This is a genomic window from Nocardioides pakistanensis (genome assembly GCF_054781215.1).
In genome coordinates this window covers 19,203-43,971 of the sequence record NZ_BAAGUV010000017.1, presented here as the reverse complement: position 1 = coordinate 43,971, position 24,769 = coordinate 19,203, and the positions used below count along the sequence as shown (strand labels likewise).

Here is a 24,769-nt window from a genome sequence, read left to right as displayed (position 1 = left end):
CGCGTGCCGGGCGCGCGGCGGCGGCACGGATACCCGTAAGGACTCTCACAGTTCCGAAACTACGAGTACCCGGACAATCCCGTACAAGGGTCCGTTCTGGCCCGTACAGTCCTTCCGGGTAGTTCCTTTCGGTCATTTGTCCTCTGCATCGAATCAGATCCCCCTACGGCGGGATTTGATTGCCGGAATCGCTCCGGCATTCACAGGGGGAAATGTGTTGTACCAACGGGGGCCCGCCAGGTGGGCCACACTCTTCATGGCCGCTGTGGCGGTCGTCCTCGCCATACTGACACCGCTGTCCGCGTCGGCAGCGGCCCCGGGATCGGCGACCGGAACCGTGACCTCGGGCTCCGGTCCGGTCGAGGGCGCGCTCGTCACGCTGCACGAGCTGGCCGGGACCCCCGGCTCATGGGACTACACCGACTTCGTGGACGAGACCTACACGCAGGCCGATGGGACGTACACCTTCACGGCGCTCACGCCCGGGGCCTACTACACGGTCGAGGTCCAGGCCCCGGAGCACGCCAGCGCGTGGTTGGGTGGCGCCGCCAGCTGGGAAGACGCTGAGTACTTCCAGTCGGTCGAGGACGGCAACGATCTCCCTTCGCTCACCCTCCGGCCGGGCCTCACGGTTCGTGGAACGGTCGAGTTCGACGGCTCCCCGGTAACCGGCGTCGGGGTCAGTGCGCTTCGCTGGGACGGGGCCGCGTTCGAGGAGACGAACTGGTCGGAGACCGACGACGCAGGCATGTACGAGATGCGCAACCTGCAGGAGGGCACCTACACGCTCTGGTTCGATGCCGACTACACCGAGGCCCACGCGGACTCCGTCTACTTCGGCGGCGGATCGAGCATGCCCACGGGAATCGGCGACGCATCGAAGGTCTTCACCGTCGACGCGGACAACCCTGTGATGATCGCGGACGCAGTGCTGCCGGCGGCCACCGTGGCCACCGGCCAGGTCCGGGGCTCCGACGGCCCGCTCAACGGCGCGAGCGTGACCGCCTTCGTGTGGACCGCTGACACCGAAGGCGGCTGGTGGGAAGAGCGCTCTCGCTCCCGGACGTCCGCTGACGGCGGCTACACGGTCAAGGTCCCGCGCAACAGCATGGTGACGTTCCGGTTCGGCGCGCCTGGTCACACCCGCCAGTTCCTGGGAGGCGGCACCGAGCTGCCGGAGTCTCCTGACTCGACCAGCTCGGTCGAGGTCGGGGCGGCCTCGGTGAGCGTTCCACAGGTGACCCTGGCTGTTTTCGACACGAAGTTCGGTGACGCCGCCGGTCAGAAGCTCGACTTCTGCTACGCCAATGCACTACCGAACGAGCTGGACGTCTCCAGCGGTGAAGTGCCGATCCCCGCGGAGTTCGGGCTCACGTTCTTCGGCCAGCCATACACGGAGCTGTTCGTCAACAGCCACGGCAACATCACCTTCGGGCACGACAACCTCACGTTCACGCCCGAAGGCCTCACTGGGGAGACGTACCTCCCGATCATCGCGCCGTTCTGGGCGGACGTCGACCAGACCGCCAACGACCAGGTCACGACCTACGGCTTCTCCACCGACGGGGAGACGTTCTGCGCCGTGTGGGCGGGCATGGGGTACTTCGACCAGCACGTCGACAAGCTCAACACGTTCCAGCTGGTTCTCTCCTCCGCCGAGGACAACCCCGGTCGGTCGCCGGGCGACTTCGACATCACGTTCAACTACGACCAGGTTCAGTGGGAGAGCGGTGACATGTCGGGTGGCGCCGACGGACTCGGTGGCACCACGGCCGCTGTCGGCTTCTCCGCCGGCACGGGCCTGCCCGGCTCGTTCATGGAGCTGTCCGGCTCGTTCGAGCCCGGCGCGCTCCTGGACGGTGGTCCCCAATCCCTCGTGGCGGGGTCGATGAACACCACTCAGCCGGGCCGCTACATCTTTGAGGTCCGCAACGAGGGCGCAACCTTGCTCTACGGCTCCATGAAGGGAATCGTGGAGGACAGCAGCGGTGAACCCGTGCCGAACGCCTACGTGGAGGCCTGCAGCACCTCCTCCACGGGCTCGTACTGCCCGTTCACTGAGACGGATCAGGAGGGCAACTTCGAGTTCCCGGCCGTCCTGCCCGGCGACTTCGACCTGCGCGTCTGGCCACCTACGGGGGACCTCTTCGGCGGCAGCGCGTCGGTGACCGTTGTCGAGGCGGAGCCGGCTGACGTCGGGACGATCACTCTCGAGGCACCGGAGCCGATGCCGGCGGAGGTGACCCTGGAGACGATCAGCGAGAGTGCCAGCGGGGTGCCGGCGGTGTCCTACGCCGACGACCTCGACTTCGCAGTCAAGGGCTGCGAGAACGTCGCGAACCCGACCTACTCCGTCCTCCAGCCGAACGGGACACCCGTGCTCGACGCCAACGGCGATCCGCGCGAGAACATCCCACTCGCAGAGACCTCGCCCGGCGTGTACGAGGCGGTGATCCCGGCCTTCGCTCCCTACACAGGCGAAGCCGAGATCACGACGAACGTGCCGGCCACCTGTGGCGGCGATCCAGTCGGGTTCAACCTCTACATCGACCCGAGTGGCATCGTGACCGACCAGTACGGTCGGCCGATCGCCGACGCGACGGTGACCCTTCTCCGCTCCGACACTGCCTCCGGTGTCTACGCTCCGGTCACCGACGAGACCGTGATGTCACCGAGCAACCGGACCAACCCGGACACGACCGACACCAACGGCTACTTCCGGTGGGACGTGATTCCCGGCTGGTACAAGGTCAAGGTCGAGAAGGATGGTTGCGACACGCTCACGAGCCCGGGCATGTCGGTGCCGCCTGAGCGTATCGACCTGCTGCTCAAGCTCACCTGTCCCACGGTGGTGGCTCCTGCGCCTGTGGTCGCCCCCGCCCTGACCGGCACGCCCAAGGTGGGCGAAACGCTGACCGCGTCGAAGGGCCAGTGGCCTTTGCCGCTGGAGTGGGTCGACACCGAGTGGTTCCGTGGAGCCACGAAGGTCGCTCAGGGCACGTCGTACACGGTGACGCCGGCAGACGCCGGGCAGACCCTGCGCGCAGTCGTGACGGCGGCCCGCCCGGACTACCGACAGGAGCAGGGCACCGGGGCGGTCGTCCAGTTCACGAAGGTCACCGAGCAGGTCAGCACGACGGTCGAAGGCGCTCCCCCCGGTGGCGGGGGCGGTGGAGGTGGCGGTGCCGTCCCCCCGGCGAGTACGCCGAAGTCAACAACCCCTCCCACCATCGAGGGCGTTGCCCGTGTGGGCCACCGGCTCACCGCGGGCAACGGCACCTGGGACAAGGCAGGCCTGACCTTCAGCCACCAGTGGCTGCGTGACGGTCAAGCCATCGCCGGTGCCGACGGCACCACCTACGCCCCGACGGCAGCAGACCTGGGGGCGGCGTTGAGCGTCCGGGTGACCGCGCGCGGAGCCGGCCTGACGGACGGGACGGCACAGTCCCAGACCGTCACGGTGCAGCGTGGTCGGGCGCCGCGTGTCATCGAAGCACCGAGCCTCGAAGGTCGGGCCGGAGTCGGTCGCACGGTGACCGTGGCTCCGGGCACCTGGGATATCCGGGGTCTGGACATCACCTACCAGTGGTTCCGCAACGGGCAGCTCATTCGCGGTGCCACCGGGATGAGCCACCAGCTGCGGCCCCTCGACGCAGGTCAGAAGCTCGCGGTCGTCGTCACGGCGAAGAAACCGGGATATGAGGCGGCAACCTTCACCACAGCGGTCGTCAGGGTGGCCAAGCTGAGGTCGACCACCGCGGTGGAGGTAGTGCGGGTCAGGTCTGCGTTCACCCGCCTGGCGGTGGACGTCGATGTCCCCGGAATCGCGAGGCCCGTGGGCCGGCTCGTCGTGCGGGCCGACGGCAAGCGAGTCGCGGTCGTGCCGCTGCATCGACGTCACGCCGGTGAACGGACTTTCAGGGTGGCCGGCTTGAAGCCCGGCGCGCACCGGATGGTCGTCGTTTACCGCGGATCGGCCTGGACACAGGCGTCGAAGGATGCGGTGGGGGTGCGCACTCCTCGCTGACCCTTGTCACAGAGCCGGAGCCCGGTCCCCCAAGGGGGGCCGGGCTCCGGTCGCTCTCGCTTCGGCGATGCGTCAGGCTCGTGCCGGCACCTCGGCGGTGCGCTTGCCCAGCAGGACGCCGAGCGCGATCATGCCGACACCGAGGACGAAGTGCAGCCAGTCGTCGGCGGTGTTGAGCGGCACGAAGTTGGCGCCGCTGTCCTTGTCGATGATCAGGCCGTAGATCCACAGCACCAGGTAGACCGCGCCGCCGCCGATGAGGAAGCTGCGGGCGCCGGCGAACGAGCGGGCCATCAGCCAGCCGACGACGCCGAACAGCAGGTGCACGATGTTGTGCAGGATCGAGACCTGGAAGATGCCGAGGAGCTTGGCCTCGGACTCGTGGCCGGCGAAGGTCATGGTGTCGTAGTCGGTGGTGATCCCGGGGATGAACCCGAGCACCCCGACGGCCAGGAACGTGACCGCGACCGCCAGCGCGGCCTTCTGCAGGGTGCTGCCGGTGGATGTGTTGGTGTGGTGGGACATGTGATGACTCCTTCTCTCGATTCATCTCTTGTGTTGTGGACGGTTCCCCAGCGGCATGCCGCGTGTGGAGCGTCCATAACCCCGCGTTACAAGGGGGCGGGGGTGCGCCAGGAGGCCTCGGTGCGTTCGACGAGGTCGTGGACGACGCCGGCCAGGGAGCCGTGCGCCTCGAAGGCCGACCGCTGCCGTGCGGCGCCGGTGCCGTGGGCGAGCAGCCGCTCGAAGGCGTCCGCGGTCCACTCCCAGTCGCCGGCGTCGCGCAGCGCGGTCTCGGTGTGCGAGCGGAGCGACTCGAAGACCTCCCGCACCGGAGCGAGCTCCAGGGTGGCGGGGTCGACCAGGGTCGAGGAGAGGCCGTGTCGTGCCGCCCGCCAGGACGCGGCACGCAGCAGGTCGCTGCGCCAGACCACCTCGGGCCCGCGGTCATCGGCGGCCGCGGTCTCCACCAGCGCCCGGGCCAGGGTGGCGATCAGCACCGCGTCCTGGGGCTCGGTGCACACGTCGGCGACGCGGATCTCCAGCGTCGGGTACTTCGAGGAGATCCGTGCGTCGAGGTAGAGCATCCCCTCGTCGACGGCGGCGCCCCACTCGATCATCTTCTCCAACGCGTGACGGTAGGCCCCGCCGCTCTCGAACGGCTCGGCCGGCCCGCTGCTCGGCCAGCGCCCCCACAGCTGCGAGCGCCAGCTGGCGAACCGGGTGTCCCGGCCCTCCCAGTACGGCGAGTTGCCGCTGAGCGCCAGTAGCACCGGGAGCCACGGCCGGATCCCGTCCATCACGCGGACGGCCTCGTCCTCGCCGTGCACGTCCACGTGCACGTGCATGCCGCACACCAGCGACTGGCGGGTCATCTCGCCGTACTCCTCGAGGATCCGGCGATACCGCGGCTTCGGGGTGATCGCGGGGTCCGCGGCCACGAGCACGGGTGTCGGGACCGCAGCAGCCGCGGCGCCGGCCGCCCGCGCCGCCTCCCCGACCGCGCGGCGGCCGCGGCCCAGGTCCTCGACGAGCTCCTCGGCCGACGAGCACGGTCGGGTGGCGGTCTCGATCTGCTGGAGGAACAGCTCCTGGTCGACGGGGGCGTCGTCCTTCTCGAGGACCTCGCCGCGGTCGGCGGCGTCCTCACGGGCCCGCAGCGCCTTCGCCGACACCGCGGTCACCTCACCGGTGTCCGGGTCGACGAGCATCAGCTCTTCCTCGACGCCGATCTTGCGCATGCTGGAGGCACTCTTCTCTACGAGGGGGTACGACGGTCTGCCGCTCCGGTGCCCACAAGGCGACGGCCCACACCCCAGAGGTGCCTAGAATCGGCGGGGTGAGGACCCGGGACTGGCAGGCGATGCTGCGCGAGAAGGGCTACCGCCTGACGCCGCAGCGCGAGCTGGTCCTCAACGCCGTCGACCGGTTGGGCCACGCGACCCCCGACGAGGTGCTCGCCGCGGTCCGCGAGGAGTCGCAGGCGGTGAACATCTCGACCGTCTACCGCACCCTCGAGCTGCTCGAGGAGCTCGGGCTCGTGCGCCACAACCACATCAGCGACCGGGCTCCGACGTACCACTCCACCTCGGTGCCCGACCACGTCCACCTGGTCTGCCGTGGCTGCGGCGCGATCACCGAGGTCGCACCGGAGATCATCGCGCCGATGACCGACACGTTGCGCGCAGAGTACGACTTCACCACCGACATCGGGCATCTGACGGTCTTCGGGACCTGCGCGTCCTGCACCAAGGAGGGCGAATGACCACGGACGAGAGCATCCTGTCGTCGGCCGGCGACCTGGCGAGGACCCTGAAGCCCGGGGACCTGGACGCGACGCTCGGCCAGATCACCGCGGCCGCGGTGACCCTGCTGCCCGAGGTCACCTACGCCTCGGTCACCGTGCGGCACGGCGACGACCGGCTGGAGACGGTCAACGCCACGGACCCGAGGCTCCTACCCCTCGACCGCAGCCAGTACGAGCTGCACGAGGGGCCGTGCTACGACGCGGCCACCGACCAGGCGCAGGTGCTCGCCCCCGACCTGGCCACCGATCGCCGGTTCCCGCGCTACGGCCCGGTCGCGGTCGCTGCGGGCGTGAGGTCGCAGGCCGCGTTCCGGCTGTTCGAGCGCAACGGCACCCAGGGCGCGCTGAACCTCTACGCGACGAGTCCGGGCGCGTTCGCCGACCTCGGCGGGACCTCGCAGCTGTTCCGCAGCCAGGCGGCGGTGGCGATCGCCTACGCGCACGAGATCACCAACCTCGCCGAGGCGCTCGAGACGCGGACGACGATCGGCAAGGCGATGGGCATCGTCATGGAGCGCTACCAGCTCAACGACGAGCGGGCGTTCGCGTTCCTGACCCGGCTCTCCCAGCACCGCAACGTCAAGCTCCGCCTGGTCGCCGAGGAGATCGTCGCCGAGACCGCGCAGAGCGCCGGTCGGGAGTGAGCGGCGCTCTCAGGCCTGGGGCTGGTAGACCGCCGACAGGTGCTGCAGGTCGTTGACCCGCAGCCGCACGACGCCGGCGTCCCAGTCGACGGTCTCGACGTCGGCCCAGCTGACGTAGCCGGTGTGCCGGTGCAGGAACCGCACGATCTTCTTGACCACCCACGGCCCCTGCGTCGGGTGCCGGTCGTAGCCGAACAGCGTGCCCGGACGCATCCGGCCGACCAGCAGCCCGTCGACGACCAGCTCGGCCAGCGGGCCGGTCACCCGCGACGACGGTGCGAGGCGTACGTCGACCACCTGGTCGCCGTCGCGGCCGTCGGCGAGGACCACGCGCATCCCGAGCAGGTCGGTCAACCGGTGTCGTGAGGTCATGACGGGTCCACCTGGGAGCCGGGGATGGCCGCGATCACCCGGTCGCGCATCCAGGTCTCGAGGCCGTCGACCGCGACCGTCGTACGCCCGACGGCGAGCCTGACCGCGGTCTCCACCGCGGCGACCGCGGACCAGTCGATGCGCGCCGGAGCCGAGCGCCCGGACAGCCGCGACCACGTGCCGGTCACGACCGTGCCGAGGGCGCCGCCGAGCCGCGGTCCGAGGGCACCCGGCCCGGTGAGGAGGGCGGTGACGTAGATCCGGCCGTCGTCACGCTGCTCGAGCTCGATGTCGTCGACCTTGCCGACCATCAGCCCGTCGTGGTCGAGGATCTGCCGGTCGAGCAGCTCGAAGTGCCCGTCCATCGCGTGGCCGGCCGGGGAGTGCTGCATGTCGGTCATGTCGTGCCCAGCTTCGTCCAGATCATCAACGGCAGCGCCGCGAGCGACGCGACGAGCACGATGACGAGGTAGATGCTGCCGAAGGTGTTCGCCAGCCAGGTGTTCTTGTGCTTGCCCATGTACTCCGGGTCGTTGGCGACCATGAGGATGGGCAGGTAGGTCAGCGGGAGCGCGACGGCCGAGAACACGACCGAGAACTCCGTGACCAGGATCGGGTCGACCGTGGTGAGCAGCACGACGGCGGCCAGGATCGTGGACAGCAGGATCACCGCGTGGAAGCGGGACGCCTCGCTCGGCCGGACGAACTTGCCCCACTGCCAGCCGAAGTACTGCGCGATGCTGTAGCCGACCGACAGCCCCGTCTCGCACGCGGCGCCGAAGGTCGCGGCGAAGAAGCCGAGGATCGCGATCGCCAGCCCGACCTTGCCCAGCGCGATCGCCACCGGAAGGGACACCTGGCCGAGCGTGGAGACGTCGATGCCGGCGGGGAACAGCGTCACCGCAGCCACGCCGGCGATGGACAGCGACAGCAGCCCGCCGAGCGGGAAGCCGACGAAGACGTTGGACCGCATCAGCGCGATGCTCCTGGCCGACCACTTCTCCTCCACGCCGCCGGAGGAGAAGAAGAACACCTCGTAGGGGGTCATCGCGGCACCGAACAGCGCGATCGCGTAGTACCAGTACGACGGCCACGCCTCGCCCTGCGGCTTGGCCATCGTCGAGGCGGTGTGCCACATCTGGCCCCAGTCGGGGCCGAGCTGCCACAGCGCCACGGCGAACACGACCAGGGCCAGGCCAAGCAGACCGAAGACGTTCTCGACGAGGTCGAACTTGGCGCGCCAGAGCACGATCCACACGGCCGCGGCGGTGAACGGGATCCAGAACGGCTCCCAGACGCTGGTGGCCAGCTCCAGCGCGAGCGCGATGCCGCCGATCTCGGCGGTGTAGGTCAGCAAGGTCACGGCCATCGAGCCGAACAGGTTGGCCAGTCCCACGCGCGGGCCGAGGCGCTCGCGGATGATGTCGAAGGTCGGCCGGCCGCTCACCGCGACCACCCGTCCCGACATCTCGGCGAACACGACGATCCCGATCACGCCGACGACCACGACCCAGGCCAGGGACATGCCGAAGCGGGATCCGACGGTGGCGTTGGTGACCAGGTCGCCGATGTCGACGAACCCGCCGATGGCGGTGAGGATGCCGAGCGCGACGGCGAAGACCTTCTTCACGACAGCCGCCCCTCGACCTGCTCAAGGGTGTTCGCCAGCTTGTCGAGATCGCCGGCGAGGGACGGGTACTGCTCGCGGTGCCGTCGCTCGACCGCGATCCGGGCGTCGGCGAGCAGGTCACCGGCGTCGCCGAGCAGCGTGTCCACCCGCGTCGCGAGCCGGTCGCGCGAGGGCGGTTGGTTGAGCTCGGTGAACGCCTTCGTCGCGGTGTCCAGGGCGTCCTCGCTGTAGCGCAGCTGCGCGACCGCGGTGGGCCGGAGCATGCGGTCGTCGTACAGCAGCTCCAGCAGGCGCTGGACGGTGCGCACCTCGCTGATCGTGGAGCCGACCGTCAGTGCGGCCTTGTCGTCGTAGGTGTCCGCGTCAGGGCTGGCCGGCACGCACGCGGTGAGGGAGGCGAGGAGGACGAGGCCGGCGAGGACTCGGCGCTTCACCGGTGGTGCCTTGCTATCCACCAGCCCAGCGCGACCAGCTCGAGCAGGAGGACACCCCAGCCGATCGACACGGCCATCGCGAGCGTCACGCCTCTGCTCCTTCCGGACACCTGGATCCTGCAAGGATCGGCCCCCAGGTGCCCTGAACTGGGGAGGTCGAAACCCGCTGCCTTTCCTAGGCTCGGTGACGTGGTCGTGGCCCTGCTGCTCTTCGCCCTGGTCCTCACCGCCGGAACGCTGCACCGCACCGGCGTCCTCGGCCTGCTCTCGCTGACCATGCTGTCGACGGCGTGGTTCCTGGTCAACGGCCGCGCCGACCACGCCACCCTCCTGGTGCTCAGCCCCGGCCACGGGATCACCGTGCTCGACGCGGCGGGTGCCGCCGGCCTGGTGCTCGTCGTCGGGCAGGCCCTCCGGTTGGCCTCGGGCCGGACGGAGCGGGCGTCGCGGAGGCCGGCGCACCGGCTCGACCGGTCCTCGACACGGTGACCGACTGGACGCGCGGGCGGGGATCCGTACGATCGGCGGGTGCGGACCGGACAAAAGACCCACTCGTCTCGACGCACGACGCTGCGCTGGGTGGTGCTCGCGTCCACCGTCGTACTGGTGGGACTGGCCGCGGTCTACGCGTGGCAGGCGCGGTCGGCGTACGTCGATCTGCGCTCCGCCCAGGACCGGGTCGGGGTGCTGCGGCAGCAGATCGCCGACGGTGACCTCGACGGGGCGCGGGCCACGGCCGAGCGCTTCGCCGACGAGACGACCGCGGCGCGGCAGGCGGTGCACGGCCCGCACTGGGCTCTGATCGGCGTGCTCCCCGTGCTGGGCGCCAACGTCGAGGCCGTCCAGACGGTCACCGCCACGGTCGACGACCTCGCGGTCGACACGCTTCCGAACCTGATCGCGGCGGCGGAGACCGTGGACCCCGAGCGGATGGCGCCGGTGAAGGGTCGCGTGGACGTCCGCCCCCTCCGCGAGGTGGCTCCACGGATCCAGGCGGCGCACCGCGACGTGGCGGCCGCCGAGGAGCGTGTGACGGGCGTCGACACCGCCCAGCTGGTGCCGCAGCTGCGCTCACCCGTGACCGACCTCGCCGCCACCCTGACCGAGCTCAGCGGGCTGACCGGAACGGCGACGCGGCTCGCCGAGCTGATTCCGCCGATGCTCGGGGCCGACGGTCCCCGCGACTATCTCCTGTTGGCTCAGAACACCGCCGAGCCGCGCGCTCTGGGCGGCATTCCCGGGGCCGTGATCGCGATCCGGGCAGACCACGGCCGGGTGGAGCTGGTGGAGCATCGCACGGGCAGTTCGTTCGGCAACCGGGGCAGGCCGGTGCTTCGCCTGAGCAGCGCCGAGCGGGCTCTGTTCGGCACCCAGCTCGGTCGGTACATGCAGAACGTGACCTCGACGCCCGACTTCCCGCGCGCCGCACGGCTCGCGCGACGGATGTGGGCCGACGAGACCGGCACCGAGGTCGACGGCGTGGCGTCGATCGACCCCTATGCGCTGCAGCTGCTGCTGCGGGCGACGGGGCCGGTGACGGTGCCCGGGGGCGGCCGGCTGACCGGCGACAACGCAGCGCAGGTGCTGCTGAACCAGGTGTATATCGACTACCCCGATCCCGACGCCCAGGACGCCTTCTTCGCTTCGGCGGCGGCACGGGTCTTCGACAAGGTGATGTCGGGCGAAGGTGACCTGCGGGCGACGGCAAAGGCGCTGGTGGAGGCGACGGAGCAGGGCCGGATCCTGCTCTGGTCCGCGCGGGCTCCCGAGCAGGCAGTGCTCGCCACCACAGCGCTCGCCGGGGAGCTGCGAGGCGAGCAAGAGGACTCCCCGGTCGTGGGCGTCTACCTGCACGACCGCAGCGGAGCCAAGATCGCCTACTACGAACGGATGCGGGTGGAGGTGGCGGAAACCGACTGTCGAGCCGACGGTGCGAAGGACCTGACCGTGTCGGTGCGGCTCACCTCGGCTGTCCCGCGCGACGTGGAAGGCCTGCCGGACTACCTGACCGGTGGCGGAGTGGTGGTGCCCGAGGGCCAGATCCGGACCGACGTGCTGCTCTACGCCCCTTCCAACGGGATGATCGAGGACGTCCGCGCCAGCACCGGCGGCGGGGTGACACCCCAGGTGCACGACGGGCTACCCGTGGTCTCGCACACCGTGGTCATCCCGCCCGGGAAGTCGGTCACCCTCGATTACGAGCTCTCGGTCGTCGGCCTCCCGGGAAAAACGCGACTGCGCACAACCCCGTCGGCTATCGAGGGCAATTTCCGGAGACTGGTTTCACATTGTCCCTAATGTCCTCTACCGTGTATGTGAAATAGATTCTCCAATCTTCCTACGGGGGAGACACATGATCATCCGACGCGTTCTCGGCGCTGCTGCCGCCTCGGCGGCTCTCGTCCTTGCACCAGTCGCCGCCACCGCCTACACCGGCCCTGAGGAGGACGTCGAGGTCACCGACCCGACGCCTGCCCCGGGCCAGCCCTTCGGCGTCAGCGTCGACGCAGGTCCCGACAGTGCCGAAGCCACTCTCACGGTGACCTCCGACGACCCGGCCGTGGACGACGAGGACATCGAGATCGCGGGCACGCAGTCGATGACCAAGGCCACGGTCAACGGCGTCGCCGACTTCACGGTCACCCTCCACGTCGAGAGCAACTACTCGCTCATCGGCTACGACGAGGACGGCAACGTCGTCGCCGAGACGGTGGTCACCGTCGGCGACGGTGAGGCCGGTCGCGCTGGCACCGGTGGCGATGTCGAGGCGGGCGCCGGCACGGACGCCGGTGCCGACGCCGGAGCCGGGCTGCCCGACACCGGATCGAGCACCACCTCGATGCTGCTGGGCGGCACGGGTGCGCTGCTCGTCCTGGGCGGTGCTGCCATGGTCGTCGGCCGTCGCCGTCGCGCCCAGCTCAACTGACCCGACACACACGTCCGACGAAGACCCTCGCGAGCAGGCTCGCGAGGGTCTTCGTCGTTCTCGTCCTCGGCCCCGCCCTGCTCGCGGTCGCTGCCTGCGGCGGGACCGACCAGCAGCCGGACGTCTCCGGCGACGCACGCGGTGACGAGACAGCTGACGCCCGCCTCAGCCTGCGGGCGACGGCCGCAGGTCTGCGCCGGGCGACCGACCGGGTCCGCTCCGCCGAAGGGCTGCAGTCGTTGGTGCGCTCCGGTTGCCTCGAGGGGGCCGCCGTCGAGCGCGCCGAGGCCCTTGTCGGCCAGCCGTTGGAGCACCGCCCCCTGACCGGTGTCGTCTCGACGTGCGTCCCAGGCGGCCGGGTCGCGGAGAACCTCGTACGCAGCAGCGCCTCTCCCGAGGCCGTGGTCGACGCCTGGCTGAAGTCCCCGGGGCACCGCAACAACCTCCTCGACCCGGCACTGCGGGTGACCGGTGTCGGCTGTGCGCGCGACGCGGATGAGGTGTTGTGCGCGCAGCTCTTCGCGGACCGAAACCACTAGCGCCGCGGGGCACCCGCGGTCCTATGCTGGGCGGATTGATGTTGCGGCGATCGAAAGGGGTGCAATGACTGCTCGCCGCCCCGGTCGCGTCCAGAAGATCGCCTACGACGACACGCCGCTGAGCTCGCGCAAGCCCGACATCGACGCGCGGATCGGCTGGCTCCTCGCGATGTCGCGGCTGCACCACCCGGACCCGGAGATGGCCGACGGCCGTCGGTTCGTCCAGGCACTGGCGGCGGTGGGCTGCACCGCGAGCCGGAGCCTGGTCAGCCGCTGGGAGTCAGGGGAGATCCCGATCTCCTACGAGGGCATGGCCGCCTACGAGCAGGCCCTGGCGCTGGTCCCTGGCCAGGTCTCCTCGATCACCGGCTACGTCCGCGCCGCGATCCCCGGCGTCAAGACCCGGGTCGCCCGGCCGCAGCTCGACCCGGCCACGCCGGAGTTCTCCCGCCGCTTCGACGAGCTGATCGACCTCGCCGAGGACGACGCGGCCTGCGCCACCGAGTGGCAGGACCTCGGCTGGCACCTGGCCGCGGTGCCGCTGGCCCACCTGCGGGCTCACACCTGGGAGAAGATCACCCGCCAGGTGGTGAACCGGCTGCCGCGCTCGCTGAAGGTGCCGTACCGGCAGTACAGCACTGCCGCCATGAACCTCGCCGCGTCCCCGCGGGCCCAGGACTACCTCACCGGCGCGGTCCACGACTACATCCACACACCTGGGGTGCAGGTCCTCACGAACCCGATCGGCATCCTCGACCAGCTGCCGACCCGCAAGGCAGCGGAGATGGTGCTCGACCTCGTCGAGGAGCCACCGAGCGAGGCGGTGGGCGCGCTGGCGGTGTGGGTGGCCGCGCAGAAGGTCACCCGCGGCGACTTCACGCCCGAGGAGCGCTCCCGGCTGGACATGCTGGTGCTGCGCCGGTGGCGGGCCAACCCGGCCAAGGCGTCCGCCGAGCTCGCCGAGCTGATCGCCTGCTTGCCCGAGGGTCTGCGCTCGACGCTCACCGACGCCGCGGCCAAGGCAGGCCGTCGCAAGCTCGAGTACGTCGTGGAGTCCGGCGAGGACCTGGCGCCGAACATGGCCCGTGGCCTGTCCCACGACCTGGCGGAGGCCGCACGCGCGCAGGTGCCGAACGAGCCGACGTACGACGAGGACCGGATGCTCCAGCGGCTGGTCCGCGAGGCACTGTTCCACCGCGACTCCGAGCGGCGGCACCTGGCCTCCCTGCTCATCTCGGCCTCGCCGTTCGGTGAGGCGCTCGCCGACGGGCTGCTGTCGCTGATCGGGGTCGCGAACGCGCCGACGCCGGTGCGCGTGCGTGCCGCGACGTTGGCGAGGTACCTCAGCACCGACGCGCACCGGCTGCGGATGGTCGGCTTCCTCGACGACGCCAACGACGAGGTCGGCACCTTCGTCGCCCAGGCGATCGGACACATGACGTTCACGTCCTTCTCCGACCAGGTGCTGCGATCCTCGCTCCAGGACGAGTGGTCGCCGCGGGAGCGCGCCAAGATGTACGCCCTCGGGATGACCGGCTCGCCCGGTCTCGAGGTGCTCGCTCGGTCGCGGAACACGCCCGAGTGGCAGCGGACCGCCGCCCGGTGGTGGATCGCGCAGGGGCCTGCCGTGCGCGCATGACCGCCCGCCCGGCGGGTAGCACTCCGACATGAGCATGCAGAGCCTCCGGGCGCTCCGGGCGCTCTCCGGGCGCAGGACGGTGGTCACCGGCGGCGCCGGCTTCGTCGGGTCGTGGGTGTGCGAGCGCCTGCTCGAGCTCGGCGCGGAGGTGGTGTGCGTGGACAACTTCGCGACCGGCTCGGCAGGCAACGTCGAGCACCTCGCCGGTCGACCGGGCTTCCGCCTGCACGAGCAGGACGTCTCCGCGGGGCTGCACGTCGACGGCGACGTCGACCTCGTCATGCACCTGGCCTCACCCGCCTCCCCGGTGCACTACCTGGAGCTGCCGATCGAGACGATGAAGGTCGGCAGCCTCGGCACCATGCACGCACTCGACCTCGCCCTCGAGCACCGTGCCCGGTTCCTGCTCGCCTCCACCTCGGAGGTGTACGGCGACCCGCAGGTGCACCCGCAGCCGGAGGACTACTGGGGCAACGTCAACCCGGTCGGCCCGCGGAGCGTGTACGACGAGGCCAAGCGGTTCTCCGAGGCACTGACCATGGCGTACCGCCGTGAGCACGACCTGGACACCGCGATCGTGCGGATCTTCAACACCTACGGCCCGCGGATGCGTCTCGACGACGGCCGTGCGATCCCCGCCTTCATGTCCCAGGCGCTGGCAGGCAGGCCGCTGACGGTCACCGGCGACGGCAGCCAGACCCGGTCGCTGTGCTACGTCGAGGACACCGTCGAGGGCATCCTGGCGCTCGCGGCCTCCGACCAGCCGGGGCCGGTCAACATCGGCAGCTCTGACGAGATGACCATGCTCGAGCTGGCCGAACGGGTCCGCGGCCTGGCGGGCTCGTCGTCGCCGATCGAGCACGTCGACCTGCCGACCGACGACCCCAAGATCCGGCGGCCCGACACCACCCGGGCCCGGCAGCTGCTCGGCTGGGAGCCGCGCACCCCGGCGGACGAGGGCCTCAAGCGGACCGTCGAGTGGTTCGCGGCCGCGGCCGGCCGCGTCTGAGGGAGCTCTGCCAGAGCCGCGTCAGCGGGAGTCCGACAGCCGCGCCTGCGCCGCGGCCAGCACCTCGCCGATCCCGATCTGCAGCAGCGCCGGATCGGTGGTCTCGCCCCACGGGTCGCCGTCGCCGACCCCGTGCCAGAGCACCGTGTGCGGCCCCTTGGCCGGCGGCCCCCACTCGGCCGGCGAGACCGGACCGAACAGCACCACCGACGGGGTGCCGAAGGCCGAGGCCAGGTGCGCGACTCCGGTGTCGCCGCACACGACCAGACGGGCGTGGGCGACCACCCCGGCCAGCGTGGCCAGGTCGGTGCGTCCGGCGAGCACGGCCTGGTCGGGCAGGCCCGCGAGCGCGGCCACCCCGTGGGCGAGCGGCTCCTCGCCAGGGCCACCGGTCACCACCACCTCGTGCCCCTGCGTGGTCGCCCAGTGGGCAACCTCGGCGAACCGATCCGCCGGCCACCGGCGAGCGGGGAAGGCCGCGCCCGGGTGGACCACGACGGCGTCGGCGCCGGTCAGCGGCGACGATGCCGGACGCCGCAGCAGCAGGTCGTCGACGTCGGTGTCGATGTCGAGGGCTTCCTCGAGCAACCGGCACCAGCGGCGGATCTCGTGCTCCCCGGGCCGCCAGGCCGGGCCTTCGAACCCGGCCTCGGCGTTGCCGAAGGCGGCCAGTCGCCGCGGCGACAGCGCACGCAGCAGCTCGTGGGTCTGCGGGCCCTTGCCGTGCAGGTTGACCGCGAGGTCCGGGGCGGGACCGGCCCAGTCCAGCGGTTGCAGGCCGCCGGCGGGCAGCAGCGCGTCGGCCACGTCGGCCAGCGACACCAGGGGCGTGAGCGCGGTCGGTGCCGCCAGCACCAGCTCGTGGCCGGGGAACGCCCGCCGCAACGCGCGGAGCGCCGGGACACCGGTGAGGAAGTCACCGAGTCCCAGCGCTCGCAGGGCCAGCAGTCGCGGCCGGGTGCCGTCGTCGATCAGGGCCATGACCCCTCGACGGCGGGCGTCACCACCAGCTCGCGGACCTCGCAGCCCTCGGGCTGCTGCAGCGCGAAGACCACTGTCCTCGCCACGTCGGCCGGCTGGTTGAGCTTGGCGTCCGGCGGCGGCATGTACTGCGGGTCGCGGCCGTCGAAGAAGTGGGTGTGCATCCCGCCCGGGACCAGCATCGTGGTCGACATCCGGCCCTGGGTCTCCGCGGCGAGCGCCCGGGTGAAGCCGACGACGCCGAACTTCGAGGCGGAGTACGCCGTGGCGTCGCTGAGCGCGCGGACGCCCAGGGTCGAGGCGACCGTGACCACGTGTCCGTGGCGCTCGAGCAGGTCGGGCAGCGCCGCCCGCACCACGGCCGCGGTGCCGATCAGGTTCACCAGGATCACCCGGTCCCAGTCCTCGGCGGCGACGTCTTCGAGCTTGCCGCAGGCGTCGGTGCCGGCGCAGGTGACCACCGCGTCGAGCCCACCGACGCGCTCGGACACCGAGCGGACCGCCCGCTCGGCGGCGCGTGCGTCGGAGAGGTCGACGACCTCCTGCTCCACGTCGGCGTCGGACTTCACCCGGTCGAGGTTGACCGGGCGGCCGCCGGCCTGCGCCACGGCGTCGATCACGGCGGCGCCGAGGCCGGAGGAACCTCCGGTCACGAGCACGTTTCCAAGGGTCATCGGACGATCTCCTTCTGGGTCTGGGAGTCCTCGGCGGCCGAACGCTCGGCCGCGGTCTGCACGATGCGGCTGGTGGAGCGGCCCTCGAGGTAGGGGAGAACGACGGCCTGACCGCCCCACTCGCGCAGGACCGCGGCCTCGGGCACGTCGGTGCCCGCGTAGTCCCCGCCCTTGGCCCACACATGCGGACGGATCCTGCGCAGCGCCTCGACCGGGGTGTCCTCCTCGAACACCACGACGGCGTCGACGAACTCGAGAGCCTCGAGCACCCGGGCCCGGTCGGCGGCGGGCACCAGCGGTCGCGACGAGCCCTTGAGTCGCCGCACCGAGTCGTCGCTGTTGAGGCAGACCACCAGGCAGTCCCCGAGCCGGCGCGCCGAGCGCAGGGTCGCGACGTGGCCGGCGTGGAGCAGGTCGAAGCAGCCGCCGGTGGCGACGACGGTGCCGCCGCGGGCCCGGACGGAGACGATCAGGTCCTCCACCGAACCGGGTGGCCCGGCGGTGGGCGGGCGGTTGCTCACGAGCGAGGCGGGCCCACCGGCGGCGACGTACTCCGCGGCCGCGACGACGGCGTCGGCGATCGCCTCGGTCGTCACCCTGCCGGCGGCCAGGGAGAGCGCCGCGGTGGTGGCGAACCGGTCGCCGGCGCCGCACGGGTCGATCGCGTGCACCGAGGGCGCCGGGGTCACCACGGGGGCTCCGCTCCCGTAGGACAGCAGGGCACCACGGGAGCCGAGCGTGACGGCGACGGCCTGGGCGCGCCAGTGTGCGACCAGGCCGTCGGCCCGGCGTCCGGCGGCGGCGAGGTCGGTGCCGCCGGCGGCGACGTCGATCCCGGCGAGCTCTCCGAAGTGGGCGGACTCGCCCTCGTTGGGGGTGACCAGGCGTACGCCGGGCACCGGCTCGCAGCCACGGGGGTGGGGATCCCACACCACCGGGACCCGCGACGGCAGCCCGGCCAGGAGCTCACGCAGCTCGGGCACGGCGGTGACCCCGCGTCCGTAGTCGGCGACGAGCACGGCCCCGGCGCCGTGCAGCACGCCGCCGACCTCGGGCGGAACCCCGGTGACCGTGCCCGGCGCGCTGCCGCTGTCGAGGCGGAGCAGTGACTGTCCGTCGGCGCGCACACGCTTCTTCACCGGGGTCGGACCGTCGAAGGGCAGCCCGATCACGTCGACGCCGGCCTCCACCAGGAGGCCGTGCAGCTGCTCCCCGGCAGGGTCGTCGCCGAGCGCGGTGACGAGCACCACCTCGTGGCCGTCGCGGGCGGCCATCAGCGCCGCCAACCCGGCGCCGCCGGGGCGCGGGTGCTCGACGAGCTCGTCGAGCACCGGGACCGGCGCGTCGGGCGTGAGCCGGCCGGCGCGGCCTTCCAGGTCGACGTCGAGCAGGGCGTCCCCGACGACGACCAGCGGGCCCCTCATCGGCGGCTCCTCGCGCCGGTCTGCGCCGGGATCCTGGTCTCCGCGGGGATCACCCCGAGCTCGCGGTCCAGTCCTGCGCAGAGCACGTGCAGGCCGACCAGGTGCAGCTCCTGGACGGTCGCGGTGAACCGGGCCTCCACGCACAGCGCCTCGTCGGCGAGGTCGGCCAGCGGGTTGGGCCGGGGGCCGGTGAAGGCCCAGACCTGCATCCCGATCTTCCTGCCGCGCTCGGCCGCGGCGACGATGTTCGCGCTGGTGCCGCTGGTGGACATCAGCACCAGCACGTCGCCGGGCCTGCCGTGGGCCTCGACCTGGCGGGCGAACAGCTCCTCGGGCGGGTAGTCGTTCGCGATCGCGGTGAGGCTGGAGGTCTCCGCGGACAGGCAGATCGCCGAGAACGGTGCCCGGTCGTCGCGGTAGCGCCCGACCAGCTCGGCGGTCAGGTGCTGTGCCTGCGCCGCGCTGCCGCCGTTGCCGGCGGCGAGCAGCCGTCCGCCCGCATCGAGGACCGAGGCGAGCCGGGTGCCCCACTGGTCGGCGACCTCGACGCAGTCGTCGAACACGGCCGCCGCGCGGCGCAGCTCCTCGAGGTGGTCGTGGGCGCAGGGGGTCGTCGGGCGGGTCATCGGATCACTCCTGTGCGAAGGCGGATCGGGCTGGTCACGGACGCGTAGACGTCCTCGGTCGCAGCGGCGACCTGCCGCCACTGGTAGGTGGTCACCGCACGGGCCCGGCCGGCGCGGCCGTACTCCTCGCGGCGCTGGGGGTCGGCGAGCAGGTCGCGCAGGACCGGGGCGAGCAGGTCCGGGCGGCGGGGTGGCACGAGCTCGCCGGTCACGCCCGGCACGATCGTGTCCAGCAGGCCGCCGACGGCGGAGCCGACGATCGGACGGCCGCAGGCCATCGCCTCCAGCGGGACGATCCCGAACGGCTCGTACCAGGGGACCGCCACGACGATGTCGGCCTCGGCCATCACCCGGGGGACGTCCGGACGGTCCACCGAGCCGAGGAAGCGGACCCGGTCCTGCACCCCGTGCCGGGCCGCGAGCCGGCGCAGCCGCGCGATGTCCGGGTCGGTGTCGAGGAACTCCGGGGCCGGGCCGCCGGCGACCATGAGCTCGACGCCGGGGAGCTGCGAGAGGGCCTCGATGACGTTGCCGACGCCCTTGCGCTCGACGAGCCGGCCGATCACGAGCAGGCGGGGCCGGTCGCCGGGCGGCACGTGCAGCGGCCTGAAGTCGTCGGTGTCGACCCCGCAGGGGATCACCGTGGCCCGTCGGCGCGGCAGCCCCATCGCGGCGAGCTCGTCGACCTCGTCGCTGCAGGTGGCGATCACCCGGTCGACGCGGCGGCACAGTCGGCGCTCGAGGCCGATCCGGGTCGGCGGGCTGGTGTCGCGCGAGCCCTGGTGACGCTTCTTCACGGTGCCGAGGGCGTGGAAGGTCTGCAGCACCGGCACGCCGACTCGCCGGCCCGCCTCGACCGAGGCGATGCCGCTCATCCAGAAGTGGGCGTGCACCACGTCGACGGGGTCCTCGCGCCAACGGTCGGTCAGGTAGTCGGCGAAGGCCGGCATGTACTGCAGGAGCTCGTCCTTGGGGATGTCGCTCGGCGGCCCGGCGGGCACGTGCTCGACGACGTACCCGTCGGGAGCGGTCACCCGGACCGGCGCGGAGGTGTTGTCACGGCGGGTGAACACGGTGACGTCGTGGCCTCGGTCGACCAGTCCTGCCGCGAGCTCCGCGACGTGGACGTTCTGGCCGCCGGCGTCGACGCTCCCGAGCGTGGCGAGCGGGTTCGCGTGCTCGGAGACTAGAGCGATTCTCATGTTCCCTCCTGTGCCGGACTGCCGATCTGCATCGGCTGGTGTGTGCCGCTCAGCTGCTCGACGGCCTTGAGGACGTCCTCGGGTCCGACCGCGCTCAGGCACGGGTGGCCCTCGAACGGGCACTGCGTGACGCGTGTGTCCCGGCAGACCGCCTGCTGGTCGCCGAGAAGCACGGTCGGGACGCGGTAGGGCGCCCAGCGCACCGCGGGCACGGTGGGCGCGAACAGGGAGACCACCGGGGTGCCGACGGCCGCGGAGAGGTGCGCCGGGCCGGTGTTGCCGACCACGACGACGTCGGCGGCGTCGAGGACGGCGGCGAGCTCGGGAAGCGTGGTGCGCCCGCCGAGGTCGGTGGCCGCGGTGGTGCCGACCACGCCTGCGGTCAGGGCGCGTTCGGACGGCGCGCCGGTGACCACCACGCGGTGACCGCGCGCGGTCAGCAGGTCGGCGGCCTCGGCGAACTGCGCGGCCGGCCACGCCCGGGCGGGCACCGAGGTGCCGGGGTGGAGCACCACGAACGGCTCGTCGGGGACCAGGTACGAGACGTCGGGCAGCGGTCGACGTACCGCCAGCGCCCCGTCGTCGCCGGCGGGCAGGCTGAAGCCGGCCGCCTCGGCCAGGGAGAGGGCGCGCTCGGCCTCGGGCAGCATCTCGTCGACCCGGTGGCGCAGGTCGAGCAGCGACCCGGGGTAGTCGACGCTGATCGCGCCGACCCACGGCACGCCCGCCATCCGGAGCACGAGCGCGGTCGGCAGCGGGGACTGGTGGAACGAGGTGAGGACCAGGGCTCGGTCGAACCGGTGGCCGGCGAGCGTGTCGGCCAGCGAGTCGACGTCCTCCCGGCGGACCTGGTCCGGGGAGGGGTCGATCCACGGGCAGCGCCACTCCAGCACCTCGTCGACCCCGGGCAGCAGCCGGGCGGCCGCAGACCCGTGGGGACCGGCGAGCACGGTGACCCGGTCCGAGCCGGCCGCGACGGCACGGACCGCGGGGCCGGCGAGGAGCACGTCGCCGGCGTTGTCGAGTCGGACCACCAGGGTGTGCCTCACCAGTGCCCCGCCAGGATGTCGTCCACGGCCGCCGACAGCGTGGCCGCGACGTGGTCCGCCGCAGCGACTTCGTCGCCGCGCGTCACGGACGTGGGCACGAGGATCCCGTGCGCCCCGGCTGCTTCCGCGGCCTCCACGTCGGTGCCGATGTCGCCGACGAGCACGCACCGCTCCACGGGTACGTCCAGCTCGGCGCAGGCGTCCTTCACCATCCCCGGCGCGGGCTTGCGGCAGGTGCATCCCTCGTCGCGGGTGTGCGGGCAGTAGCGCCAGACCTCGAACGGGCCGAGCAGGCCGTGCACCCGCTGGTTGACCGCCTCGACCTGGTCGAGCGTGATCCGGCCGGAGCCGACCCCGCTCTGGTTGCTCACGACGCCGACCCGGATCCCGAGTGCACGGAGCCGGTCGATCGCCTCCTTGGCGCCTTCGACGGGTGCCACCTTCTCGGGGTCGCCGTTGTAGGGGACGTCGTGGACGATCGTGCCGTCGCGGTCGAAGAGCACCAGCTCGGGCAGGCCGCGCCACGGCGGTGCCGCGCGGTGCGTCCAGGCTCCCTTGAGGGAGTGCCAGGTGGCGGCGGGCGGGATCGCGGCGCTGGTGAGCAGCATCCGCCGCACTTCGGCGCGGTCACGCGGGCCGGGCGCGATCCGGGCCGCGGCGAGCTCCGCGGTGCCGGTCAGCCAGGCGGTGGCGGCCAGCGCGGCAAGTCGTGGTCTCCGGGCGAGAAGCGCAGCCAGCGATCCGGCCGCCGCGGCGGTCACGGCCACGTGCCGGGGCCGGCGACCGGCGGGGGCGCCGACCAGCTCGCGCCACCTCGGCCCGTGCAGGGCGCGCATCAGGAAGTCGTCGGCGTTGCCGCGCTGCTGCTTCAGGCTGGCCCAGTCGTCGGCCGGCCGGACCGGGTGGGTGATCCACCGGTGGCCGTCGACGATCCTGCCGGCGGCTCGGCTGACCCGCAGACCGAGGTCGGCGTCCTCGCGGAACGCGCGCGGGAACCGCTCGTCGAAGCCGCCCACCGTGGAGAGCGCGCGACGGCGGTAGGTCAGGTCGGCGGTGATCCACTGCGAGGTGGCCAGTCCGGCGGTGCCGCGCTCCCAGTCGGTGGGTCGGCGGTGCTCGGGCAGCGGCACGCGCACCCGGCCCTGGCTTCCGGCCACGTCGGGGCCGAGGTCGGCCAGGTCCCGGAGCAGGGTGGCGTACCAGTCGGCGTCGGGCACCACGTCGTCGTCGAGGAAGCTCACCCACGGCGTGCGGGTGTGCCGCCAGCCGATGTTGCGCGCTCGCGCGGGGCCGCCTCCGCCGGATCGGACGACGCGCAGGTCGGCGAGGTCGATGTCGGCCAGGTCCAGGTCCGGTCCGGCGGGCCGGTCGTCGACCACGACCACCGGGCAGTCCACCCGGACGCTGCCGGTCGCGAGCGCCTCCAGGAGCACACGGAGGCTGGGCCGTCCCACCGTGGGGACGACGATCGAGGTCTGCGGGTGCCCCATCAGGCCGCCTTCGGCCGCCGTACGACGAAGGGGCCGATCGCGAGCAGGTCGACCGGAGCGGAGCCGAAGCACTCCAGCGCGTCACGGGGGTCGTCGACCATCGGCCGGCCGGCGGTGTTGAGACTGGTGTTGATCACGACCGGCAGGCCGGTGCGCCGCTCGAATCCCTCGAGCATCCGGGCCACCAACGGCTCGGTCTCGGTGTGCACGGTCTGCACCCGGGCGGTGCCGTCGACGTGCACCACTGCGGGGATCCGCTCGCGCCACTCCTTGGCCACGTCGTGGACGAAGAGCATGTACTGCGACGGCAGCGGGCCGCGGCTGAAGATCTCGCTCGCCCGCTCGGCACGCACCATCGGTGCGACGGGGCGGAACTGCTCGCGGCCCTTGACGTCGTTGAGCCGCTCGAGGTTCTTCTCGTGGCCGGGGTGCGCCAGCAGCGAGCGGTGGCCGAGCGCGCGCGGACCGTACTCGCTGCGGCCTTGGAACCAGGCGACCACGCCGTTGTCGGCCAGGCACTCGGCCACGGCGTCGGCGACGTCGTCGGGTCGCTCGTAGGGGATCCGGGCGGTCTGCAGCCAGGCCTCGATGTCGGCGTCGGTGAACCCGCGACCGAGGTCGGCGCCCGGCATCGGCCGGGTGAGGTCGCCCTCGGCGCGCGCGACGTGCAGCGCACCGCCCAGCGCGGTGCCGGAGTCGCCGGCGGCCGGCTGCACCCAGATGTCCTCGTAGGCGCTCTCGTCGAACAGCCGGGTGTTCGCCACGCAGTTGAGCGCCACACCGCCGGCGAGGGTGAGCGCGTTGCCACCGGTGCGCTCGTGCAGCCAGCCGGCCAGCTCGAGCAGCACCTCCTCCAGCCGCGTCTGCACGCTGGCGGCCAGGTCGGCGTGGTCGGCGGTCCACTCCTCGTGCTTGCCCCGCTGCTTGACCAGCGACCCCCAGTCGATCGGGTCGGTGTGGAAGCCGCCGTCGCCGGTGGTGTACACCGCGTGGCGCAGCTCGTCGAGGAAGCGTGGTTTGCCGTACGACGCCAGCGCCATCACCTTGTACTCGTCGCTGCTGCGCAGGAAGCCGAGGTGCTGGGTAACGTCCTCGTAGAGCAGGCCGAGCGAGTGCGGCAGCTCCTGGGTGCGGAAGATCTCGAGGTCGCCGGCGTCGTAGCGGCCGGCGAGGTGGCTGGCGGACTCGCCGCGGCCGTCGAGGACGAGCACGTCGGCGGCGTCGAGGTGCGGCGAGGCGAGGCCGGCGGAGGCGGCGTGGGCGACGTGGTGGGGGACGAACCGGACCGCGGCCGGGTCCAGGCCGGGCAGCGCCGTGGCCAGGAATCCGGGGGCGCGCTGGGCGTAGGTCTGCCGCAGGTGGTCCCACGGGTCGTCGAGGCCCATCTCCTCGGCGGGCTTGGCCAGCTCGGGGTCGTAGGAGTAGGCGACCGCATCGATGTCGGAGATGTCGAGCCCGGCCTCCTCGAGGCACCATCGGGCGGCGAGCTCCGGCAGCTCCCACGCGGCGAACGGCACCGGCCGCTTGCCGTGCTTGCGGCGGGAGAAGCGTTCCTCCTCGGCCGCGGCGACGGTCTCGCCGTCGATGACCAGCGCGGCGGCCGGGTCGTGGAACAGTGCGTTGATCCCGAGAACCTTCAAGCTCGTGCTCCCTCGTGCCGAAACTGTCAGGCGGTCATCGATCGGTTGCCCACTCGACCCGTTCGCAAACAGGGCCCGAGAGAAGTGGCTCTCGGAAAGTCAAGAACCGCCGAGTAAAGGTCGCATGATCCGCACCACGTGGGGCAACGCCTCGT

General features: G+C 72.0%; 23 protein-coding genes. 9 read left to right on the top strand and 14 right to left on the bottom strand.

The genetic code is table 11. The annotated features are described in order from the left end of the window. Positions 1–337 precede the first annotated feature (337 nt). Complete coding sequence (locus tag ACYVIH_RS07680; RefSeq protein ID WP_460867828.1) at positions 338–4,027, top strand: carboxypeptidase regulatory-like domain-containing protein; 3,690 nt, start codon at positions 338–340, stop codon at positions 4,025–4,027. Between the two features lie 72 nt (positions 4,028–4,099). On the opposite strand, the gene ACYVIH_RS07675 is transcribed toward ACYVIH_RS07680, so the two are convergent. Both ACYVIH_RS07675 and ACYVIH_RS07670 read right to left on the bottom strand, forming a co-directional pair. After that, on the bottom strand, positions 4,100–4,552 hold the full coding sequence (locus ACYVIH_RS07675) for a DUF4383 domain-containing protein (protein WP_460867826.1): 453 nt from the start codon (positions 4,550–4,552) through the stop codon (positions 4,100–4,102). An 86-nt stretch (positions 4,553–4,638) separates the two neighbouring features. Further along, a complete protein-coding gene (locus tag ACYVIH_RS07670) occupies positions 4,639–5,769 on the bottom strand; it encodes a carboxylate-amine ligase (protein WP_460867824.1) in 1,131 nt (376 codons plus the stop codon). Positions 5,770–5,867: 98 nt separating this feature from the next. Between ACYVIH_RS07670 and ACYVIH_RS07665 the strand changes: the two genes are divergently transcribed. Beyond that, on the top strand, positions 5,868–6,293 hold the full coding sequence (locus tag ACYVIH_RS07665) for a Fur family transcriptional regulator (protein WP_460867822.1): 426 nt from the start codon (positions 5,868–5,870) through the stop codon (positions 6,291–6,293). Continuing rightward, positions 6,290–6,979: a GAF and ANTAR domain-containing protein gene (locus tag ACYVIH_RS07660; protein WP_460867821.1), complete on the top strand. Its 690-nt coding sequence runs from the start codon at positions 6,290–6,292 to the stop codon at positions 6,977–6,979. Before ACYVIH_RS07665 ends, ACYVIH_RS07660 begins: the two co-directional genes overlap by 4 nt. A 9-nt stretch (positions 6,980–6,988) precedes the next feature. On the opposite strand, the gene ACYVIH_RS07655 is transcribed toward ACYVIH_RS07660, so the two are convergent. Genes ACYVIH_RS07655 through ACYVIH_RS07640 form a run of 4 tightly spaced genes read right to left on the bottom strand, consistent with a single transcriptional unit; the run spans position 6,989 to position 9,415 of the window. Further along, positions 6,989–7,351: a hypothetical protein gene (locus ACYVIH_RS07655; RefSeq protein WP_460867818.1), complete on the bottom strand. Its 363-nt coding sequence runs from the start codon at positions 7,349–7,351 to the stop codon at positions 6,989–6,991. Continuing rightward, positions 7,348–7,752 (bottom strand): hypothetical protein, encoded by a 405-nt coding sequence (locus ACYVIH_RS07650; RefSeq protein WP_460867816.1) that lies wholly within the window; start codon positions 7,750–7,752, stop codon positions 7,348–7,350. Before ACYVIH_RS07650 ends, ACYVIH_RS07655 begins: the two co-directional genes overlap by 4 nt. Further along, positions 7,749–8,981 (bottom strand): NRAMP family divalent metal transporter, encoded by a 1,233-nt coding sequence (locus ACYVIH_RS07645; protein ID WP_460867813.1) that lies wholly within the window; start codon positions 8,979–8,981, stop codon positions 7,749–7,751. The genes ACYVIH_RS07650 and ACYVIH_RS07645 overlap by 4 nt, the downstream gene beginning before the upstream one ends. Next, complete coding sequence (locus ACYVIH_RS07640) at positions 8,978–9,415, bottom strand: hypothetical protein (RefSeq protein ID WP_460867811.1); 438 nt, start codon at positions 9,413–9,415, stop codon at positions 8,978–8,980. Before ACYVIH_RS07640 ends, ACYVIH_RS07645 begins: the two co-directional genes overlap by 4 nt. A 189-nt stretch (positions 9,416–9,604) precedes the next feature. Here ACYVIH_RS07640 and ACYVIH_RS07635 point away from each other — a divergent pair, with 189 nt between their 5' ends. From ACYVIH_RS07635 to ACYVIH_RS07610, 6 genes are all read left to right on the top strand, one after another. Next, positions 9,605–9,904: a hypothetical protein gene (locus ACYVIH_RS07635; RefSeq protein ID WP_460867809.1), complete on the top strand. Its 300-nt coding sequence runs from the start codon at positions 9,605–9,607 to the stop codon at positions 9,902–9,904. Positions 9,905–9,943: 39 nt separating this feature from the next. Then, positions 9,944–11,713: a DUF4012 domain-containing protein gene (locus tag ACYVIH_RS07630; RefSeq protein ID WP_460867807.1), complete on the top strand. Its 1,770-nt coding sequence runs from the start codon at positions 9,944–9,946 to the stop codon at positions 11,711–11,713. 55 nt (positions 11,714–11,768) lie between these two features. Then, positions 11,769–12,341: an LPXTG cell wall anchor domain-containing protein gene (locus ACYVIH_RS07625; RefSeq protein WP_460867805.1), complete on the top strand. Its 573-nt coding sequence runs from the start codon at positions 11,769–11,771 to the stop codon at positions 12,339–12,341. Further along, positions 12,239–12,880, top strand: coding sequence for a CAP domain-containing protein (locus tag ACYVIH_RS07620; RefSeq protein ID WP_460868139.1), 642 nt, complete (start codon positions 12,239–12,241; stop codon positions 12,878–12,880). The genes ACYVIH_RS07625 and ACYVIH_RS07620 overlap by 103 nt, the downstream gene beginning before the upstream one ends. A gap of 64 nt (positions 12,881–12,944) precedes the next feature. Beyond that, positions 12,945–14,519: a hypothetical protein gene (locus ACYVIH_RS07615; RefSeq protein WP_460867803.1), complete on the top strand. Its 1,575-nt coding sequence runs from the start codon at positions 12,945–12,947 to the stop codon at positions 14,517–14,519. 28 nt (positions 14,520–14,547) lie between these two features. After that, positions 14,548–15,528 carry a UDP-glucuronic acid decarboxylase family protein gene (locus ACYVIH_RS07610; protein WP_460867802.1) on the top strand — a complete coding sequence of 327 codons (981 nt, stop codon included), beginning with the start codon at positions 14,548–14,550 and terminating at the stop codon, positions 15,526–15,528. Between the two features lie 21 nt (positions 15,529–15,549). Here ACYVIH_RS07610 and ACYVIH_RS07605 read toward each other — a convergent pair whose 3' ends face one another. From ACYVIH_RS07605 to ACYVIH_RS07570, 8 genes are read right to left on the bottom strand one after another with little or no spacing between them, the layout of a single operon-like run. Then, positions 15,550–16,509 (bottom strand): glycosyltransferase family 9 protein, encoded by a 960-nt coding sequence (locus ACYVIH_RS07605; protein WP_460867800.1) that lies wholly within the window; start codon positions 16,507–16,509, stop codon positions 15,550–15,552. Beyond that, a complete protein-coding gene (locus ACYVIH_RS07600) occupies positions 16,500–17,183 on the bottom strand; it encodes an SDR family oxidoreductase (protein ID WP_460867797.1) in 684 nt (227 codons plus the stop codon). Before ACYVIH_RS07600 ends, ACYVIH_RS07605 begins: the two co-directional genes overlap by 10 nt. Beyond that, positions 17,180–18,607 carry a D-glycero-beta-D-manno-heptose 1-phosphate adenylyltransferase gene (gene rfaE2 / locus ACYVIH_RS07595; protein WP_460867796.1) on the bottom strand — a complete coding sequence of 476 codons (1,428 nt, stop codon included), beginning with the start codon at positions 18,605–18,607 and terminating at the stop codon, positions 17,180–17,182. Before rfaE2 ends, ACYVIH_RS07600 begins: the two co-directional genes overlap by 4 nt. Next, positions 18,604–19,233 carry a D-sedoheptulose-7-phosphate isomerase gene (locus ACYVIH_RS07590; protein ID WP_460867794.1) on the bottom strand — a complete coding sequence of 210 codons (630 nt, stop codon included), beginning with the start codon at positions 19,231–19,233 and terminating at the stop codon, positions 18,604–18,606. Before ACYVIH_RS07590 ends, rfaE2 begins: the two co-directional genes overlap by 4 nt. Beyond that, on the bottom strand, positions 19,230–20,435 hold the full coding sequence (locus ACYVIH_RS07585) for a glycosyltransferase (RefSeq protein WP_460867793.1): 1,206 nt from the start codon (positions 20,433–20,435) through the stop codon (positions 19,230–19,232). Before ACYVIH_RS07585 ends, ACYVIH_RS07590 begins: the two co-directional genes overlap by 4 nt. After that, positions 20,432–21,484, bottom strand: coding sequence for a glycosyltransferase family 9 protein (locus tag ACYVIH_RS07580; RefSeq protein ID WP_460867791.1), 1,053 nt, complete (start codon positions 21,482–21,484; stop codon positions 20,432–20,434). The genes ACYVIH_RS07585 and ACYVIH_RS07580 overlap by 4 nt, the downstream gene beginning before the upstream one ends. Further along, the gene (locus ACYVIH_RS07575; RefSeq protein ID WP_460867789.1) at positions 21,481–22,974 is read right to left on the bottom strand and encodes an HAD-IIIA family hydrolase; all 1,494 of its coding nucleotides are present in this window, start codon (positions 22,972–22,974) and stop codon (positions 21,481–21,483) included. The genes ACYVIH_RS07580 and ACYVIH_RS07575 overlap by 4 nt, the downstream gene beginning before the upstream one ends. Next, a complete protein-coding gene (locus ACYVIH_RS07570) occupies positions 22,974–24,614 on the bottom strand; it encodes a carbamoyltransferase family protein (RefSeq protein WP_460867785.1) in 1,641 nt (546 codons plus the stop codon). Before ACYVIH_RS07570 ends, ACYVIH_RS07575 begins: the two co-directional genes overlap by 1 nt. Between the last annotated feature and the right edge of the window lie 155 nt (positions 24,615–24,769).